The organism is Candidatus Avoscillospira sp. LCP25S3_F1, from assembly GCF_052117125.1.
GTDB lineage: Bacteria > Bacillota > Clostridia > Oscillospirales > Oscillospiraceae > Avoscillospira_A.
The window spans coordinates 190,323-207,129 of sequence record NZ_JBQKJT010000005.1 but is presented as its reverse complement, the minus strand read 5'-3'; the positions used below and the strand labels follow the sequence as shown (position 1 = coordinate 207,129).

The 16,807-nt window shown below is 56.0% G+C and carries 20 protein-coding genes; all 20 read right to left on the bottom strand.

Translation table 11 applies throughout. The features are described from left to right. Positions 1–5: 5 nt before the first annotated feature. The 20 genes from flhB to fliF all read right to left on the bottom strand — a co-directional run bounded on the left by flhB (position 6) and on the right by fliF (position 16,765). Complete coding sequence (gene flhB, locus ACTQ33_RS06370; RefSeq protein ID WP_441463128.1) at positions 6–1,079, bottom strand: flagellar biosynthesis protein FlhB; 1,074 nt, start codon at positions 1,077–1,079, stop codon at positions 6–8. A gap of 38 nt (positions 1,080–1,117) precedes the next feature. Further along, positions 1,118–1,894 (bottom strand): flagellar biosynthetic protein FliR, encoded by a 777-nt coding sequence (locus ACTQ33_RS06365; protein WP_441463126.1) that lies wholly within the window; start codon positions 1,892–1,894, stop codon positions 1,118–1,120. Between the two features lie 13 nt (positions 1,895–1,907). Beyond that, a complete protein-coding gene (locus ACTQ33_RS06360; RefSeq protein WP_441463124.1) occupies positions 1,908–2,153 on the bottom strand; it encodes a flagellar biosynthetic protein FliQ in 246 nt (81 codons plus the stop codon). A 22-nt stretch (positions 2,154–2,175) separates the two neighbouring features. After that, on the bottom strand, positions 2,176–2,835 hold the full coding sequence (gene fliP, locus ACTQ33_RS06355; RefSeq protein ID WP_441463122.1) for a flagellar type III secretion system pore protein FliP: 660 nt from the start codon (positions 2,833–2,835) through the stop codon (positions 2,176–2,178). A gap of 6 nt (positions 2,836–2,841) precedes the next feature. Continuing rightward, positions 2,842–3,204, bottom strand: a complete 363-nt coding sequence (locus ACTQ33_RS06350; RefSeq protein ID WP_441463121.1) for a FliO/MopB family protein — start codon at positions 3,202–3,204, stop codon at positions 2,842–2,844. After that, complete coding sequence (locus ACTQ33_RS06345) at positions 3,204–3,569, bottom strand: response regulator (RefSeq protein ID WP_441463120.1); 366 nt, start codon at positions 3,567–3,569, stop codon at positions 3,204–3,206. Before ACTQ33_RS06345 ends, ACTQ33_RS06350 begins: the two co-directional genes overlap by 1 nt. Positions 3,570–3,587: 18 nt before the next feature. After that, positions 3,588–5,009, bottom strand: a complete 1,422-nt coding sequence (gene fliN, locus ACTQ33_RS06340; RefSeq protein ID WP_441463118.1) for a flagellar motor switch protein FliN — start codon at positions 5,007–5,009, stop codon at positions 3,588–3,590. Positions 5,010–5,013: 4 nt separating this feature from the next. Next, a complete protein-coding gene (locus tag ACTQ33_RS06335; RefSeq protein WP_441463116.1) occupies positions 5,014–6,024 on the bottom strand; it encodes a flagellar motor switch protein FliM in 1,011 nt (336 codons plus the stop codon). Positions 6,025–6,073: 49 nt separating this feature from the next. Beyond that, on the bottom strand, positions 6,074–6,901 hold the full coding sequence (locus ACTQ33_RS06330) for an OmpA/MotB family protein (protein ID WP_441463114.1): 828 nt from the start codon (positions 6,899–6,901) through the stop codon (positions 6,074–6,076). Between the two features lie 35 nt (positions 6,902–6,936). Beyond that, a complete protein-coding gene (locus ACTQ33_RS06325; protein ID WP_441463112.1) occupies positions 6,937–7,767 on the bottom strand; it encodes a motility protein A in 831 nt (276 codons plus the stop codon). A 34-nt stretch (positions 7,768–7,801) separates the two neighbouring features. Continuing rightward, the gene (locus ACTQ33_RS06320) at positions 7,802–8,020 is read right to left on the bottom strand and encodes a flagellar FlbD family protein (protein ID WP_441463110.1); all 219 of its coding nucleotides are present in this window, start codon (positions 8,018–8,020) and stop codon (positions 7,802–7,804) included. A gap of 61 nt (positions 8,021–8,081) precedes the next feature. Further along, a complete protein-coding gene (locus ACTQ33_RS06315) occupies positions 8,082–9,161 on the bottom strand; it encodes a flagellar hook-basal body complex protein (RefSeq protein WP_441463108.1) in 1,080 nt (359 codons plus the stop codon). 97 nt (positions 9,162–9,258) lie between these two features. Continuing rightward, positions 9,259–9,630 carry a TIGR02530 family flagellar biosynthesis protein gene (locus ACTQ33_RS06310; RefSeq protein ID WP_441463106.1) on the bottom strand — a complete coding sequence of 124 codons (372 nt, stop codon included), beginning with the start codon at positions 9,628–9,630 and terminating at the stop codon, positions 9,259–9,261. Between the two features lie 35 nt (positions 9,631–9,665). Further along, positions 9,666–10,274, bottom strand: coding sequence for a flagellar hook capping FlgD N-terminal domain-containing protein (locus ACTQ33_RS06305; protein WP_441463104.1), 609 nt, complete (start codon positions 10,272–10,274; stop codon positions 9,666–9,668). A 28-nt stretch (positions 10,275–10,302) separates the two neighbouring features. Next, positions 10,303–11,442, bottom strand: a complete 1,140-nt coding sequence (locus ACTQ33_RS06300) for a flagellar hook-length control protein FliK (protein WP_441463102.1) — start codon at positions 11,440–11,442, stop codon at positions 10,303–10,305. Between the two features lie 27 nt (positions 11,443–11,469). Then, on the bottom strand, positions 11,470–11,916 hold the full coding sequence (gene fliJ / locus ACTQ33_RS06295; protein WP_441463100.1) for a flagellar export protein FliJ: 447 nt from the start codon (positions 11,914–11,916) through the stop codon (positions 11,470–11,472). 34 nt (positions 11,917–11,950) lie between these two features. Continuing rightward, entirely contained in the window at positions 11,951–13,252 is a 1,302-nt protein-coding gene (locus ACTQ33_RS06290) for a FliI/YscN family ATPase (protein WP_441463098.1), read from the bottom strand. A gap of 27 nt (positions 13,253–13,279) precedes the next feature. Continuing rightward, the gene (locus tag ACTQ33_RS06285; RefSeq protein WP_441463096.1) at positions 13,280–14,104 is read right to left on the bottom strand and encodes a FliH/SctL family protein; all 825 of its coding nucleotides are present in this window, start codon (positions 14,102–14,104) and stop codon (positions 13,280–13,282) included. Continuing rightward, complete coding sequence (gene fliG, locus ACTQ33_RS06280; RefSeq protein ID WP_441463095.1) at positions 14,097–15,128, bottom strand: flagellar motor switch protein FliG; 1,032 nt, start codon at positions 15,126–15,128, stop codon at positions 14,097–14,099. Before fliG ends, ACTQ33_RS06285 begins: the two co-directional genes overlap by 8 nt. After that, entirely contained in the window at positions 15,125–16,765 is a 1,641-nt protein-coding gene (gene fliF, locus ACTQ33_RS06275; RefSeq protein ID WP_441463093.1) for a flagellar basal-body MS-ring/collar protein FliF, read from the bottom strand. Before fliF ends, fliG begins: the two co-directional genes overlap by 4 nt. Positions 16,766–16,807: the final 42 nt, after the last annotated feature.

The window sequence follows — 16,807 nt, the reverse complement described above, 5'->3', positions numbered from 1 at the left end:
GTATCTTAGTTTCCTACTTTCTTGCCTTTTTTCAGCTTGCCGTCCATACGATAGAGGTACACCAGTACCTCGGCCACCGCATTGTATAGTTCCGGTGGAATGGGCATATTCAACTCAGTGGAGGCGTAGAGGGCACGCGCCAGGGGAACGTTTTCCACCACAGCAATCTGGTGCTCTTCGGCGACACGGACAATGCGCAGCGCCAATTCATCCTGACCCTTGGCCAAAACGACGGGCGCATCGTCCCGTTCGGCGTTGTACCGCAGGGCCACCGCAAAGTGGGTGGGGTTACGGATGACCACATCGGCCTGAGGCACCTGCTGCATCATCCGGGACTGTGCCCGGCGGCGCTGGGCCTCCTTGATCTTGCCCTTGATCTGGGGATCGCCTTCCATCTGTTTGTATTCTTCTTTGATTTCCTGCTTGGACATACGCATCTGCCGCTCATAGTCCCACCACTGGTAGAACACGTCGGCGCCGGCCAGAATCACATAGACCAGAAGGATTTGGTTTACCATCTGGAACGTCTCGTCAAAGAGATGGGCGCAAGCCGTTAGCAGGTCGGTATCTAAATATTTGGTAAACAGTCCCACCGCACCGGAAATGAACTGATAAATCAGCACCAGCAGCAGTAGGATTTTCAGCAGGCCCTTGAGGGCCTCAATGATACTGCGCAGGGAAAACAGCCGGGTAAATCCCTGAATGGGATTCAGACGGCTAAGCTTGGGGCGAATGGATTCTCCCGACACCAAAAACTTTGTCTGGAAAAATGTAGCGCCCAAACCTACTGCCACAGAAACAGCCAGCAGCGGCCCTGCAGTTTTTGCAAACGTGACCAGCAGACGAATGACCAATTCGGTATCTGGCAGCTCTGCGGAATCCGCAGACATCTGCATACAGAGACGAAAAAATGACGCCAGCTCTTCCGCCGCACCGGGACCCAGCAATTTGATGGTCCAGAAGCAAGCCAGCAGCACCACGACAGAAACAGCGTCATTACTAAAAACGATATGACCTTTCTTTCGCTCATCCCGTCGTTTCTTTGGTGTGGCTTTTTCAGTTTTGGAGCTGTCGGCCATGGTCTGTCACCACCTCCTCCGCCGTCCGTCACGGTTCCCTAGGCACCCGCCGCCAAATGTTGCAGCATATGCTCCAGCTCCTGCAACATCTCTTGTTCGATCCCCAACAGAAATTCGTGAATAGGTGTGAGAAAGAAAAACAACAATCCCATTCCAATGATAACCTTCAACTCCATATTGATAACAAAGGCGTTGATCTGCGGAATGGCTTTCATTAAAATGCCCATGCCGATTTCACCCAGCAGCTCTGCCGCCAAAATCGGCAGCGCCAGTTTGATGGACAAAAGCATACAGCTCACAAATATCTCTGCCGTATAGGTAGCCAGCTCTCGGCTCAGCGTAACCGTACCGTAAGGCAGCAGCTCCCCTGACAACGTCAATATTCGCAAAAGCGTATAATGCCCGTTGGCCGTGAAAAAAATCAAAACCATCAAAATATTAAGCAGAGAGCCGGTAACGCTCATATTGCTCTGGTTGCCGGCATCGTAGATTTGGGCCATTGTAAGGCCCATCTGGGTATCGATGACACTGCCACCGGTCTGAACCACCGAGAAAAACAACCGCATGATAAAGCTGAGAGCAAAGCCTGCGGCCAATTCCAACAGCAGAATTACAGAAAATTCCAGATAGTGCTCCGGCACCGCCACCGTCAGCTCCGGCCCGGTGCCGTAAACCGCCATGGTTAATACCAGAATAAATCCCGCCTTCACCAGGCCCGGAAGATTATTCCGGCCCAGCAAGGGATTAAACAGAACGAAGCCTGTCATCCGCACGAAAATACATTCCAGCAGCCACAGCTGCCTCCAGTCGATCACAGGCCCACCTCCGTCACATCAAGGTGAACAGATAGCGGGTGTAGTCCAGCAGGACCTCCAGCATCCAGCTGCCGCCTACCAGTAGCACCCCCACTACCACAATCAGTTTTAGAATAAACGCCAAGGATTGCTCATGGATTTGGGTTACTGCCTGGAAAATGGCTACCAATACACCCACCAGCATACTGAGAAGCAGCATGGGGCCGCTGATTTTTATAATTACGCCAATGCCCTGGCGCATAATGTCTACCACTTCCATGAATCACCCAGTCTCCTTTCCGCTATCGGAATCCCTGCACCAGCGTGGAAAACAACAATTCCCATCCGTTAAGCGCCAGAAACAGCAACAGCTTAAAGGGCATGGAGATCATGGCCGGCGGCAGCATAATCATACCCATGGACATCAGCGCCGTCGCAACAACGGCATCAATGAGCACAAAGGGGATGTACAGATAAAACCCAATGAGGAACGCCCGCTTTAACTCGCTGGTCATAAACGCCGGCACCAGAACCCGCAGGGGCAGATCAGCGGCCTCCTGGTCCTGTGGCTGATCCATATGGGCCAGGTCGGTAAACAGCTGCAAGGCGCTGCTCTCCGTTTGCCGGGCCATAAACTCCTTTAAAGGCACCTGGGCGCGGTCGATAAATTCCTCCTGGGTGATCTGATCCTGCGTATACGGCGTGTACGCCTCCTGCTGAATCTGATCAATGACCGGCGACATGGTAAACAACGTGAGAAAGAGTGCCATACCAATGAGGACCATATTAGGCGGGTTCTGCTGCAAGCCCATGGCCGACCGCAGAAAGGAAAAGGAAATTACATACCGGGTGAATGACGTCATCATCACCAGGATGGAGGGCATCAGGGTAATGAGCGTGGTGAGTAAGAGGATTTGCAGGGTTTGGACCTGCTCACCGTTCACATTAATCAACGCATCCACAGCTTCTCACTGTCCCCCCTTGTTTTTCCTCTGCTCCAGGACCTGCCGAAGTGCCGCCTGAAAACCGGGCGTCCGGGTATCTTCACCAGTTTGATCCCAGTGCTCTGCCTCTTCCGGCGGCACCTGCCGTAAACAGGTTACGGTTCCCTGGCTCACGCCCAAAAACTGATAGGTGTCTCCCAGCTTTACCAGCAGCAGATGGCTGTCCTTGCCCATAGAGACCCTTTCCAATATGCGAATCCGCTGACCGCTGCCAGTGACGGTACCGGGCAGCCGTCCCGCCAGCAGACGGGTGCAGCCATAAGCCAGCGCCATCACCAGGAGTACCGTAACCACGGCGCCCAGCAGCGTCAGCAGTTCGTCTCCCATCAGGGATTGCCCACGATGGAGGTCACGGCCTTCATGAGACGATCCTCCTTAAACGGCTTGACGATAAAGTCCTTGATACCGGACTGCACGGCCTCCACAACCATGGCCTCCTGGCCCATGGCAGAACACATTACTATATTCGCATTGCTGTCCTTGGCGCGGATAGCCTTCAATGCCTCCAAGCCATCCATGTTGGGCATGGTAATGTCCATGAGCACCAGATCCGGCTTCAGCTCAAAGTACTTTTCCACAGCGTCCGCACCGTCCACCGCTTCGTGCAGATCGGTATACCCATTTTTGGAGAGGGTGTCGCGGATCACCTTGCGCATAAATGCGGCATCGTCAACAATCATAATCTTGGCCATAATTCCCATCCTTTTTTATCAATTCTTCTGAGGATTATTTGCAGACAAATTCAGCAGCCCCGGCTGGCGGAGCACCTCGGTGATACGAACGCCGAAGTTGTCGTCTACCACTACCACATCGCCACGGGCCACGCACAGCCCGTTGACAAACAGGTCCACCTGATCGCCGGCCAGTTTGTCCAGCACCACCAAGGACCCCTTGGAGAAGGTGAGAATGTCCTCCACCTTCCGTCTTGTGCGTCCAATTTCCACCGATACCTCCAACGGCACCGACATGATCAGCTCCAGATTCTGGGCCTGTTCCTCGCCAAGCTGCTGAGCAACATCCAAAGGCTCCATCTGCAGGGGGCGGGCACTGATGACCTTGGGCTCCTGCTGTGGGTACATGGGCTGCTGATACATCGGCTGCTGGTACATGGGCTGCTGATACATCGGCTGCTGGTATGCAGGCTGCGGCGCTGCCGGCTGCTGGTATGCAGGCTGCGGCGCTGCCGGCTGCTGGTATGCAGGCTGCGGTGCTGCCGGCTGCTGATAGGCTGGCTGCTGCTGTGCGGGAGCCGGCGCCGGTGCCGCTGCTGGAGCAGAGGCTGGATCCGGAGCTGCAGTACCACCGCCGCCCATCAGGCGTTCGATCTGTTCCTGGCTCAGGACACCGCCGGAATCCGATGCCGGTGCCGATGCAGGCGCAGGCGCCGCGCCGCCGCCGCCCATCAGGCGTTCGATCTGTTCCTGACTCAGGACGCCGCCGGAATCCGACGCGGGAGCCGGGGCAGGCGCCGCAGCAGGTTCTGCAGCAGGTTCTGCAGCGGGAGCCGGAGCAGCGGCAGACTCCGACATGTTGCTGAAGTCCATGCCAAAACCGCTCAGCAGCTCCCGGGCCAAATCCACGGACATGACGTTGACAAATTCACTGTTGAGGACATTTTCGATGCGCAGCATAAAGCGCACCACCACCAGGGGACCATTGACGCCCTTGAAGTGCTCCTCCTTGAATGTGGGCAAATCATCCAGGGTGTAGGACTTCGGCGTTGAGATGTTAACGGGCCGCCCCAGAAAATCCGACAGGGCCGTGGACGAAGCGCCCATCATTTGATTCATGACCTCGCAGACGGCGCTGATGGTCAGATCATTAAACTCGAACTCCTCATCGGACATTTCCGTGCCCATGAGAATATCCACAATCACCTTTACGTCGCCGCGCTTTAGCAGCATAATATTGCTGCCTTCCAGACCGGACACATACTTGATCTCCACGGCGATAGCCGGTTCCAAAGCGCCCAGTGAGAAATCTTCCACCGACACCAACGACGCCGACGGCGTTGTGATATCCACACGATGGTCCAACAGATTGGACACCGCCGTAGCCGAGGATCCCAGGCTGATATTCATGACCTCGCCAATGGCGTCCAATTCCATTGCGCTAAATATGTTCTGCTCCATAGCCCTACTGTTCCCTTCTTCCCTGATTGTCATAGGTCTCCATGATCTTCACGGCCATATTCTTATTCTGTGTGCCGATTTTGCCGCTGAACCAGGGCGCATTGCCCACATACAGCTGAATGGTGCCCGACGCGGGCTGTCCCAGATCGATCACATCACCTGCATGGAGGAAATAGATGTCCTGTAGCTGCAGCTTGGTCCGTCCCAGCTCCGCCACCACATCCAGCTCTGAATCCCGCAGAATATCCATAATCTCTTGGCGATTGTCTTCACCGCTGCCGCGACCCGTTTGATTGGCCGCCGCAATCTGGGTAAAGATGTTGGTCAGCGTCAAGCCCGGCAGGCAGATATTGAGCCGACCCTCGCAGTTGGAAAATCGGATATTGATACCGACTATGACCACCGTCTCGTCCAGACCAATCAGCTGTACCAAAGTGGGGTTGGTCTCCACCCGTCGGTACTGAAAATCCAGATCCACATAGTTCTCCCAGCTGCTGCCCAACGGCGTGATCATATCCTTGACCATATTCTCATACAGTTTCAGTTCCAGATTGGTCATGGAATAGCCACTGGAAATCTTGTTGCCCAGGTCACCGTCGCCGCCCATCAGGCGGTCCATCATACTGAGCATCAAGGTGGTGGTATAGTGGAACAGTACCGGTTGTGCATCGGGCTCAGTACGATGCTCCACACACACATCGGATAAGGCCAACACATCTCCCTCGGATAGGCCGTTGGAAAACTCGTAGTAGCGCTGTTCCTCCACCGATTCCACCTGCATTTCACAGGTGGTGTGCAGCTGTGCGTTGATACGGGAATTGATGAGCCTCGTATAGTTTTCAAAGATACCGTTGAGCATTTTCAATCGGTCTTTGGTAAACTTTCTCGGGCTGTAAAAGTCGTATTTTCTATATTTTTTGTCGTTTTTCTCCGCTGAGGCGGATAGATCCATCTCTCCGCTTCGCGCTGCGTTCAGCAATGCATCGATTTGGCTCTGCGACAGAACCTCTGCCATGTTGTTACCTCCCTACGGGACAACGGTCCACGTTCGCGTTGCGTTCCTCTCAGGACGAAGGAATTGCCTGCGAAGCGGTTTCCTCCGTGACGTTGACCGCCCCTTCGTCACGCATGGTGTAATACTGCGTCAAGCTGTCCCCTTCGGTACTGTCGGGCTGTATACCGCTGATAATCAGTTCCACCCGGCGGTTTTGCGCCCGTTCCTCGGCTGTTCCATTGCCGGTGATCGGCCGCCATTGGCCGTAGCCCACACTGACCAGCCGGGCTGGATCAATAATGTTCTTCTCCTGGAGATAGATCGTCACCACGGTGGCGCGGTCCGAGGAGAGGAACCGGTCCACATCCACATAGTTGGGCCGGTCCGGCGAAGCCTGCGCCGTGTGACCCAGAACGCGGATCTCATTGATGGATTCACTGGCCTCTGCCAGCGGGACAGCGATCTGGTCAAGAACGGCCTTGCCGCCCTCCTTGAGCACAGAACTGTCGCCGTCAAAAAATATAGTATCGTCAAAGGAGATGAATACATAGCCGCTGCCCTTGCTGAGACTGACCATGTCCTGAAGGCCAGCGGAAGAGACTGTCTCCGCCATAGAGAGATACAGTGTCTCCAACGCCTCCTCCACCTGTTCCTCGGTCAGCCCCGACGGCAAATCTGTCACCGGCTCATTGGCAATTTCGCCGCCCACAACAATCTGCGACGGCTCATCCACCGCATAGTCGGGATTAAACGACTGCACCAGGGCAATCCATTTGCTTTCATCCATTCTGGACATGGAGTAGAGCATAACAAAGAAACACAGCAGCAAGGTCACCATATCGCCATAGGTGTCCATCCAGTTGGCACCGCCGCCGCCGCTCTTTTTGTTCCGTTTCATTGGGTCCATCTCCTTATATGGTCAAGACAATGCGTTTATTCTTCGCTGCTCTTACCGCCGCGCTTGCCCTTACCGCCGGATTCCCCATCGCGCTTATTCTGGTTGGTAAAGGTCAGCAGACGCTCCCGCAGGTACTTGGGATTCTCGCCGGACTGAATGGCCATGATACCCTCCAGAATAATCTCCCGACAAACCATTTCCTCTTCGTCGCGGGCCGTCAGATTGGCGGCAATGGGGTTAAAGACCACGTGGGCCAGTAAGGAGCCGTAGAACGTCGTAATTAGGGCCACGCCCATGTTGGGACCCAGGCTGCTCATATCTGCGTCATCCAGGCCGTAAAGCATTTTGATCAGACCGATCAGGGTACCGATCATACCAAACGCCGGAGCAGCGTTGGAACCACGCTCATACATGGCAATGACCTCCTGATGGCGGGCAGAGGTCTGTTCAATATCATTGGTGAGAATGCTGCGGACCCGGTCGGGGTCCGTGGCATCCACAATCAGCATGATCGCTTGCTTGAAAAACGGGTCCGGCTGGGCGTTGGCCCGCTCTTCCAGGGCCAGCAGGCCGTTTTTACGGGCAATCTGTGCCAGTTCCACCAGCTCGTCAATATATTTCTCCGGATTAAACGCCTTAGCGCCCAACATAATGCGGAAATGCTTGAGCATGGACCGCACCTGCTTGGGATAGCAGGCTACAACCACGGCAATGGTGCCGCCCACAACAATCAGAATACTGGCCAGATCAAAAAATTGAACCAGTGCCTTAGGATCGAATGGCGGCGTTGCCTTGAGGTCCACCATGATACCAAACAACACAAATACAATCGCTAACAGCAGGCCAATTAAATATACGATATTCATATCCAACTACCTTCTTTATACGCTGCAGGACCGCTTATACACGGAAATCATTAACCGAAATCTCCCGCCGGATATCCTGCACTTTTGCATTGTATTCCGCGATCTTGTGGATAATCTCCTCCACCGTATCCTTTACGATGTAGTAATCACGGTTCATCATGACGATCTTGCTTTCCGGAATCAGTTCGATATACTCGATTTGATTGTGGTTGAGCACAAACCGTTCGCCGTTCATCTTCTGCAGTACGATCATGTCGTTCCCTTTCCCCTCTGGACCGGCGGGCATCAGCCCGCCGGTACCTGTAACCTATAAATTATCGTTTGATGTTGACCAGCTCTTCGAGCATGGTGTCGGTAACGGTGATGATACGGGTATTGGCCTGATAGCCTCTCTGGTAGATGATCATATTGGCAAACTCCGTGGCCAGGTCCGTGCCGGAAGCTTCCAGGAAGCCGGGCATCAACGAAGCGCCGCCCTTGCCAAGCAACTGTTCGCCGGTGGTGCCATCCGGTGCATTGTTAAGATATCGATCTGACAAGGAACCACCAGGGGCGCTGATGGACATCTCGCCGCAGCCTTCCATGGCCTGATAGTAGGAATCGCTCATATGGGTCAGGCCATTGGGGTTGGTGACCGTAGCCAGCGCAATATAGCCGAGAACTACCGGTTCTTTGGTGGTGCCGTTGGTGCAGGTGATCTTGCCATCTTTGCCGATACTGAGATTGGCATAGGTGATGCAGGAATGGTTATTCAGGTTCGTATCGTAAATATGCTCATTGTTATTTACGCCGGGGTAAATTGCATCGCCAGGCTGTGCACCCGTCGGTTCACCCGCGGCACCAGCAACACCTGTTGCTGCCAGCGGGAGCCGAATCGGTACCAGTTTGGTACTGACATCCGTACCATTGAGACCAGAGGTTGTTTCCTGTGCCGTACCATCCGCATTCATGTTGCAGGTGATAAAGCCATAGACAACATTGCCTCTGCCGTCGGTGAGATAACCGTCCGCATCGATTTTAAAGTCGCCATAGCGGCTCAAATACATGCTTTCCGGGTCGGTCAGACCTTTTTCGCCCACCAGGAAAAATCCGTCGCCCTGGATAGCGACGTCACCGTTGACGCCGGTAGGTTCCAGGTTTATGGAGGACATATCCAGATCGATTGTAGAAATGTTGCAGCCATAGCCAATCTGACGGGGATTGGTGCCGCCGCTGACATCGTTACCGTTGGAACCAGCGGCTTCCGTGGAGTAAATGCTCTCACGGAAGGTGACACGGCCGGGCTTATAGCCATAGGTGTTGACATTGGCCACGTTGTTGCCCACTACGTTCAGGGCATCCATCTGGGCCTTCATGCCGGAAATACCTGTGCTCATTGCACCTGACAAAGCCATAGTGATTAGTCTCCTTCTCTGATTGCCGTTCGACGGGCCGCCGGGGCCGTATCATTCGGACACGCCCCAGGGCATCCTTACGGTCCTGCCCTCTGTGTTACAGGATCACAGCGCCGTCGATATTGGTGAATATGCTGTCTTTCATCTCATCCTGGGACATGGTAGTAATGACCCGGCCATGGGGAACGTTGATGATAAAGGCCAGGCTCCGGTCCAGGGCCAGAATATTGGTGGCGCCTTTGGCTTCCGCCCGGGCCACAGAATCGCTGAGCCGTTCGATGAGATGGGGCGTCACCTCGATGCCCCGTTCCTCCGCCCGCGCCATGGCGTGCTTGGAAAAGGCCACCGTCTGCTGTTGGGTCCGCTCCAGTTCCTGCCGGAGGGCCGATGCAAAGGCGTCGCCGTTTTGGCTTCCGGAGACGGACTTCTGTCCCGAGACCGGTGTGAGCCGCTCAATACGGTCGATCATGGGACCGCCTCCCTCCTAAATTGTGGTGCTCTGCCTCAGTGCAGACTCATGGCAGACGGATCGGTTTCCCCGTCGCCGGGATTTGTCTGGTCCGTCGGAACAGTGGTATCTGTCTGGTTTGTGGATTCCCCGGGTTCCTCAGGCAGATCGGGCAAAGTGCCCACAGCCATGATATCATTGAGATAATACATTTCGTTGTCATCCAGGAAAATGACAAATGCGCCCTGATATGTACCGGTACCGGTGACCTTGCCCACCACTTCCTGAAGATTGCCATCACTATCCAGCTTGCCCACCGTGACGGTCTTTCCCACCAGGGACGCCGAATAGCTGAGGGAACTGGCATTGATCAAAGCCTCCATGCTGTCCTGCACCGTGGCAAGCATCTGTACCGTGGACATCTGCACCATCTGGTTCAGCATCTCACCGGTGTCCGCCGTGTTGTCCATAGTCTGATTCTGGAGCTGCTGGACCATCAGCTGTAAAAAGTCTTCAAAGTTGAGACCGAACTGATCGTCCTCATCCTTGACGGTAATACCCAGTTTCTCCAACTCACTGTAATCCGTGGCGTTGGCCTTGGCATACTGAGCCCGGCTCTGGGCCGAAAGTCCTGTCAAAGACATGGGCATAAATTCTGTATCCATATACTGTCAGCCTTCTTTCTCAGAGTGCTTATGTAGGAAGCAAGCCCAACCGCAGCTGCTGCAGGAACCGCTCCGGGTCTGCCTGCTGCCGGCGCTGCTGTTGCTGCTGCCCCCGGCCCTGGCCGCCGTTCTGATCCGGCTGCTGCTGGGAGTTCTGGTTCTGCTGAGACTGCTGCACCTCTACCCGCACTTCCGTGTGCTGTGTATTTTGCAGCATCAGTCCCAAGGCGCTGGAATGCTCACTGAGGAGTTTCGCTGCCTGACTGTTCTCCGTACGGAGCACCACCTGCAGCACACCTTCCGGGTCCCGCTGCATCTCAATGACCACGCGGCCCAGGTTCTCAGGCGTCAGACGGATCTCCACCCGCTGGCTGCCCTTGGACAGCGCCTCATTCAACTTGGTGGCCAGCTTGCTCTCCAGGTCACCGCTCTCGGTATCGATCACCGGGGCGTCGCCTACCCGTTGGGGCATGGTCTCTGTGTCCGTAAAGAGGGGTTTCGACACTCCGTCGGTCTGTACCGCCGTCTCATCCACTTCCTGCTCCTGCCGCCGGACCGGTGCAGCGTCCTGTTCCACCGTAACCTGAACTTCATCCTCCACCGGAAGGGTCTGGGTCTCCGTCTCCGGCGCAGCTGTTGCAACGACCGGCGTCTCCGCTTCCACTGGAGCCTCTACACTCTTCTGCTGGGGTTCCTCCGTGGGAACCGCCACCGGCTGGGCCGTCGCTTCCGGGACCGGCGTCTCCACCGCGGTCTGCATCTGCGGCAGTACCGTCTCCTGGGGCAGGGCCTCCTGCACCACCGTCTCCGGCATAGCCGTCGATACCATCGTCACGGCTTCCACCGCCGATGCGTCACCATTGGGAATTGCAACCGCAGTGTTCACCACAGTCGGAATCACTGCGGTATCCGTCACCATAACCGCCAACTGCTGCATCACCGGTGCACCGTTGGCCGCGACCTGAGACTGCTGGGCCGTCTCGGTGGCTGCCGCACCTGCTTCAGCTGTCTTGCTCTCCCGTTCCGTCCGCTTTTCGTCCATCAGATTCTGGAAGCTCTTGCCGTCCTCCGTGCGGGTCGGCTCCTGGGTCTGGGGCAAGGTGCTCTGCGCCACCTGGGCGGCGGCATACGTCATTTGCAGCACCAGCTCGTTGATATCCATTTTCATCGCTCTCACCTCCTTTCCCTGATTGCATCAAGGGGCCGTAGCCCCCCATTGGGACGCCACCAGTTCTTCAATGAACAGCTCCTCGCTCTTCTGAACCTGATGGCGGTATTCTTCGTGCTTCCGCTCCCGCACCTTTTCCAAAGAGGCCGTCTCCTGCCGTGCCACCACCAGTTCCGCCCGCTTGGCCTCGGCGGCCCGGCGGCACTGGACCAAATGGGCTCTGGCCTCATGAATTTGCTGTTCCCAATAGCGCAGGGCGCTCTGGTATTTCAAAGCCTCAGCGACTGTAATGCCTTTGGCCTCCGCCTCCCGCAATTCCCGATTACAGCTGCGGTAGGCTTCCTCCAGTTCTTCCAGCCGCTGCTCCGCTTCCCGGACTCGGTGGACCAACTGTGCGTGCTCGTTCTGCAATCCCTCCTGCACCTGCTGCTTATAACCCAGCACCGTGCTGAGGGAAAATTGAAACTTTTTCATGTCACCCACTCTTTCTCCTGTTCAGGGATATGACTTACAAAAGTTTTCGCATAATATCCAAATCCTGTTCGTAGGTAAAGGACTCGTCCACACCCTGGCACAAAAACCGGTTAATGCCGTCGATTTTTCCCAGGGCATAATCCAGTTTGGGATTGGTGCCGGCCTTATAGGCGCCGATGGACACCAGATCGGAGTTCTTTTCATAGACGGCCAGCACATCCCGGATTTGGGCGGCCAGCTTCTTGTGTTCCGGCGAAACGATATCGGCCATCAGACGGGAAATGCTTGCGCTGACATCAATCGCCGGGAAGTGACTGCTGTTTGCCAGCTTTCTCGACAGGACAATATGGCCGTCGAGAATACCGCGGACCGTATCGGCAATGGGTTCGTTGGTATCGTCGCCTTCCACCAGCACCGTATAGACACCGGTGATGGAACCTCTCTGGAAATTGCCGCTGCGCTCCAGGAGCTTGGGCAGTTCCGCATAAATAGACGGCGTGTAGCCTCTGGACACCGGCGGTTCGCCGACGGCTAAGCCGATTTCACGCTGTGCCATGGCAAAACGGGTCAGGGAATCCATCATCAGCAGCACATCATAACCCTGGTCCCGGAAATACTCTGCCACACCGGTGGCCACCGACGGGCACTGTTTCCGCAGCATGGCGGGCTGGTCGGAGGTCGCAACCACCAGGACCGACCGGGCCATACCCTCAGGACCCAAGTCCTTTTCCATGAACTCCAGCACCTCACGACCACGTTCGCCCACCAGGGCAATGACGTTGATGTCAGCCTTGACGTTCTTGGCGATCATACCCATCAGGGTACTCTTGCCGACGCCGGAACCGGCGAAGATGCCGATACGCTGGCCCTTGCCGATGGTCAACATGCTGTCAATGGCCTTGACACCAAACTCCATTCGCTGGCGGATGGGGGGGCGGTTCATGGGATTGATATAGTTGTTGTTTTCCACGCAGAACAAGGTTCCACCGCTGAACGGTCCCTTGCCGTCAATGGGCTGACCCAGGGCGTTGATGACGCGGCCTTTGAGAAAGGGTCCCATCTTGAGGCTCAGCCGGTGACCCGTGTTACGGACAAAGTTGCCCGCGGAGATGCCGCTCATATCGGAGTAGGGCATCAGCAAAATGCGGTCGTTTTTAAATCCAACCACCTGGGCCATGACCTGGCTGCCGGTGGCGCTGTTGTAAATCTGGCAGATATCGCCCACGGCGGCATGGCCGCCGGAAGCCTCGATGGACATACCGACAATGTTCTCGATTTTTCCCGTATAGCTGATGGTTTCTGCATTTTGTACCTGTTGGATCAGTTCCCGGAACATCGTCTCGCCTCCATCTGGAATGGATTTCTAGGACTGGCCCAGAATTTCCCGGATATTCTGCAACTGGGTGGAGGCGCTGGCATCGATGATGGCGTCGGGCATTTCAATGATGCACGCGCCGCGCTCGTCCTCCGGCATGGGTGTAATTTTAATATGGTCGGAGATACCCGACAGGGCCATGGTCAGCTCCGGCGTGATCTGAGACAGTTCCCGGGCGCTGTAACCGCCCACATAGATATGGACCCATTCGCGCCGCCGCAGCTTCTCCGTGGCCATCTGAATCATCCGGCCAATGACGTCCAGGCTGCTCTTGAGACTGATATGAATGACCTTCTCCGCAATGGCAACGGTCAAATCCAGCAGCTCGTCCCGGGTTTTTTGCAGCATATCCTCCCGGGCTTCCTGAGCCTGTTCCAGAAATTGCTGCACCTGTCGGGCCTGTTCCTGGAGGTACTGCTCCATCTGCTGCTGCCCCTCCACACGGGCCTGCTGTACGCCCTCAGCATAGCCCTGACGGTATCCGTCATCGTGGGCTTCCTGCCGGACGCGCAGAGCCTCTTCCTCCATATCCCGGCGGTGCTGCTCCAGCATGGCTTCAGCTTCCCGTCGGGCGGCGGCCACAATTTCATCGGCCTGTACTTTGGCAAAGGAGATGACGGAGGCGGCGTTGGCCCGCTCCTCATCTTCCTCCGGCTCCGGCGCTTGATCGTCTCCGTCGTATTCCGCGACGGCCGTATCTTCTTCCGGCTCCGGATCGGCTTCCACTGGAATGTCCTCTACCTGGGGGAAGATGTACTGGTCCACCGACCGTTCATCACTGGACTTCCAGAAGCTCTTAAAAATATTAGGCAATGATATCGTCCTTTCCGCCCTTGCTGATGATCAGCTCGTTCTTTTCCTCCAGGTTGCGGATGATGGTGACGATACGCTGCTGGGCCTCTTCCACATCGCGGATACGAACGTTGGTGGTGATCTCCAGATCGTCGCGGATGGTCTGGGCCATACGAGTGGACATATTGCTGAAAATCTTGTTGGCCACGTCGTTGTTGCTGCCCTTGAGGGCCAGCACCACGTCTCTGGGATCGCACTCCCGCAGGAAGCGCTGCACAGAGCGATTGTCCATGATCATGATATCCTCGAAGACGAACATCCGCTTGCGGATCTCCTCCACCAGGTCGGCGTTGTGGACCGTCAGGCGGTCGAAGATGCTCTTCTCGCTGGAGCGGTCCAGGTTGTTCATGATCTGAGCCACATAGTCCACGCCGCCCACCTTGACATTGCTGGTGGCCATGAGGTTGGTGAACTTCTTCTCCATCTCCGCCTCGATGATTTTCACCGCCGCCGGAGAGGCGCTCTCCATGTTGGCAATGTTCTCTACCACCTTGGTCTGCCGCTGGGAGTCCAGCTCTTCAATGACGGCCGCCGCCTTCTCCGGGTCCACATAGGACAGGACCAAGGCAATGGTCTGGGGCCGCTCATGCTGCAAGGCGGCGTACAGGGATTTTTCGTCGGCCTTGTTGAGGAAGGCAAATTCCCGGTTTTTCAGGGATTTTGTAACCTTTTCCAACAGGTTTTCAGCAGCCTGACTGCCAAAGGCTTTTTCCAGGACCGCACGGGCATACTCCATGCCGCCCTCCGTGACCGCCTTGTTGGTCAGGCACATCTGATAGTATTCGTTGAGGACCTCTTCGGTGGTTTCCGCATCGAGGTAGCCCATCCGGGCCACCTCGATGGTCAGCTGTTCCACATCAGCCGGGTCCATGTATTGGTAGAGCTGGGAGGCCTTTTCAGCGCCCAGGGAGATGATGACCGCCGCCGCCTTCTGCTGCTGCGTCAGTTTCCCCGGCTCCCGGCCGGCTCTGGCGGCTTCGCTCATTCCATGCTCTCCCCTTCCTTCAGCCAGTTCTTAACCATCTGCGCGGCAATTTCCGGGTTCTCCTCAGCGAACTTCCGTACATCCTTGCGCAGTTCCATGCTCTTCTCTGTCTGCATTTCCATAATATCCGCGCCTTCAGGCACCGGCGCCGCCTCTTGCAGCATCTCCTCCGGCTGCTCCAACTCGGCAGCCATGGCTGCGGCCTTCTTGCGACGGTGACGGCGGATCAGCAGCAGCACCAGTACCAGAATCAGCACAAACAGTACCAAGCCGCCAAGTGCTGCATACAGAATCCAGCTGTCAAGCAGCAGGCCGTCCTCTGCCGGAGTGTCCTCGTTGGTGTCGGTCGGCGTGTTGTCTCCCGTGTTGAAGGGCGCAATCAAAATGTGCACCTTTTCCATCTGGTCCGCTGTGGTAATACCGGCAGCTCGGGCCACGTGGGGATAGAGATCCTCCACATTCACACCGCCGCTGACGGCTTCATTGATGGTGACGGACACCATGACGTCGGCAATGGTACCGCCCACGCGTTCCACCTGCCGGTTCTCCTCATCTACCAAATAGTTGGTCTGGCCCGTGGAACTGACAACACCGTTGCCAGGCTCCTGCTCGCCCTCATTCTCCGGGTAAGTGGGAATGTCGGCGTTGGTGTCTGTGCCAACGGTACCGCCCACTGCACCGTTTTCATCGGCGATATACTCATTGTCGTAAATCTTCTGGCCGATAATGCCCTCGCCATTGGTGGAGCCGTCGGCCGCCCAGTCCTCGGTGGAATAGTTGGTGGAGTCGGTGTATACCTTGTCCACATCCACAATGCTGTTGACGCTGACGTGGACATTCTCCGCGCCGTAGATGGGCAGCAACACCGCGAGAATCTTTTTCTCCAGCGTGTTGTTGACCTGTTCCTCCAACCGCAGCTTCAGGGCAGAGGAGTCCTCTAAATCCCCCAGACCATCGTCAGGGAGATATGTATTGCCATAGGAGTCCACAATGGTGACGTTTTCCACTTTCAGGCCCTGGATGGCGCTGCCCACCAAATTGCGGATACCTTCCGCCATGGTGTCGCTGAGGGGCACACCGTCCTTCATCGTCACCTTGACATAGGCGGTAGCTTCCACTACATTGCCGCTGTCCAGGACATAGGTGTTATCCTCACCAGGGGTAAACCGAACCGTAGCGTCCTTGACGCCCTCCATGCTGCGGATGACGGCAGACGTGCTGTCGTTGAGTTCATAGAGTGCCAGCTGCTGCCGTTCGGACTCGGTGGTCAATGCGCTGACGTTATCTAAATAGGTGGAATAGTTATAGGCATAGCCGGAGTTGAAGTAACCTTGCGACACCAGCTGGCCCTTGAGCTGAACCTCCTGGTCCGCCGGTACCATGATGGTATCGTCGTCCACAATGCGGAAATCCGACACGCCATTTTCCGTCAGATACGACGTAATCGCAGTCATATCCGTTTGGCTCAGCTCCGTGAACAACGTCGCGTAGGGCTGGTTCTGACTGGCCACCACCACGGCGACAATGGCGCCGGCCGCAACCACCAGGACCGCCGCCGCCAGGATTTTCGTCCGCTTTTTCGCGCCTGTCCACAGCTGCTTTCCTTTATTTAAAAAGCCCTTTACCTTCTCTTGCACGGCCAATGCCCTCGCTCCCGGATCTTCAGATTCTTTCTATAC

Bases quoted from the DNA above. Each gene is read 5' to 3' on its own strand.
- flhB (WP_441463128.1), bottom strand. From the start codon at position 1,079: ATGGCCGACAGCTCCAAAACTGAAAAAGCCACACCAAAGAAACGACGG.
- ACTQ33_RS06360 (WP_441463124.1), bottom strand. From the start codon at position 2,153: ATGGAAGTGGTAGACATTATGCGCCAGGGCATTGGCGTAATTATAAAA.
- ACTQ33_RS06350 (WP_441463121.1), bottom strand. From the start codon at position 3,204: ATGGGAGACGAACTGCTGACGCTGCTGGGCGCCGTGGTTACGGTACTC.
- ACTQ33_RS06345 (WP_441463120.1), bottom strand. From the start codon at position 3,569: ATGGCCAAGATTATGATTGTTGACGATGCCGCATTTATGCGCAAGGTG.
- fliN (WP_441463118.1), bottom strand. From the start codon at position 5,009: ATGGAGCAGAACATATTTAGCGCAATGGAATTGGACGCCATTGGCGAG.
- ACTQ33_RS06335 (WP_441463116.1), bottom strand. From the start codon at position 6,024: ATGGCAGAGGTTCTGTCGCAGAGCCAAATCGATGCATTGCTGAACGCA.
- ACTQ33_RS06330 (WP_441463114.1), bottom strand. From the start codon at position 6,901: ATGAAACGGAACAAAAAGAGCGGCGGCGGCGGTGCCAACTGGATGGAC.
- ACTQ33_RS06325 (WP_441463112.1), bottom strand. From the start codon at position 7,767: ATGAATATCGTATATTTAATTGGCCTGCTGTTAGCGATTGTATTTGTG.
- ACTQ33_RS06320 (WP_441463110.1), bottom strand. From the start codon at position 8,020: ATGATCGTACTGCAGAAGATGAACGGCGAACGGTTTGTGCTCAACCAC.
- ACTQ33_RS06315 (WP_441463108.1), bottom strand. From the start codon at position 9,161: ATGGCTTTGTCAGGTGCAATGAGCACAGGTATTTCCGGCATGAAGGCC.
- ACTQ33_RS06310 (WP_441463106.1), bottom strand. From the start codon at position 9,630: ATGATCGACCGTATTGAGCGGCTCACACCGGTCTCGGGACAGAAGTCC.
- ACTQ33_RS06305 (WP_441463104.1), bottom strand. From the start codon at position 10,274: ATGGATACAGAATTTATGCCCATGTCTTTGACAGGACTTTCGGCCCAG.
- ACTQ33_RS06300 (WP_441463102.1), bottom strand. From the start codon at position 11,442: ATGAAAATGGATATCAACGAGCTGGTGCTGCAAATGACGTATGCCGCC.
- fliJ (WP_441463100.1), bottom strand. From the start codon at position 11,916: ATGAAAAAGTTTCAATTTTCCCTCAGCACGGTGCTGGGTTATAAGCAG.
- ACTQ33_RS06290 (WP_441463098.1), bottom strand. From the start codon at position 13,252: ATGTTCCGGGAACTGATCCAACAGGTACAAAATGCAGAAACCATCAGC.
- fliG (WP_441463095.1), bottom strand. From the start codon at position 15,128: ATGAGCGAAGCCGCCAGAGCCGGCCGGGAGCCGGGGAAACTGACGCAG.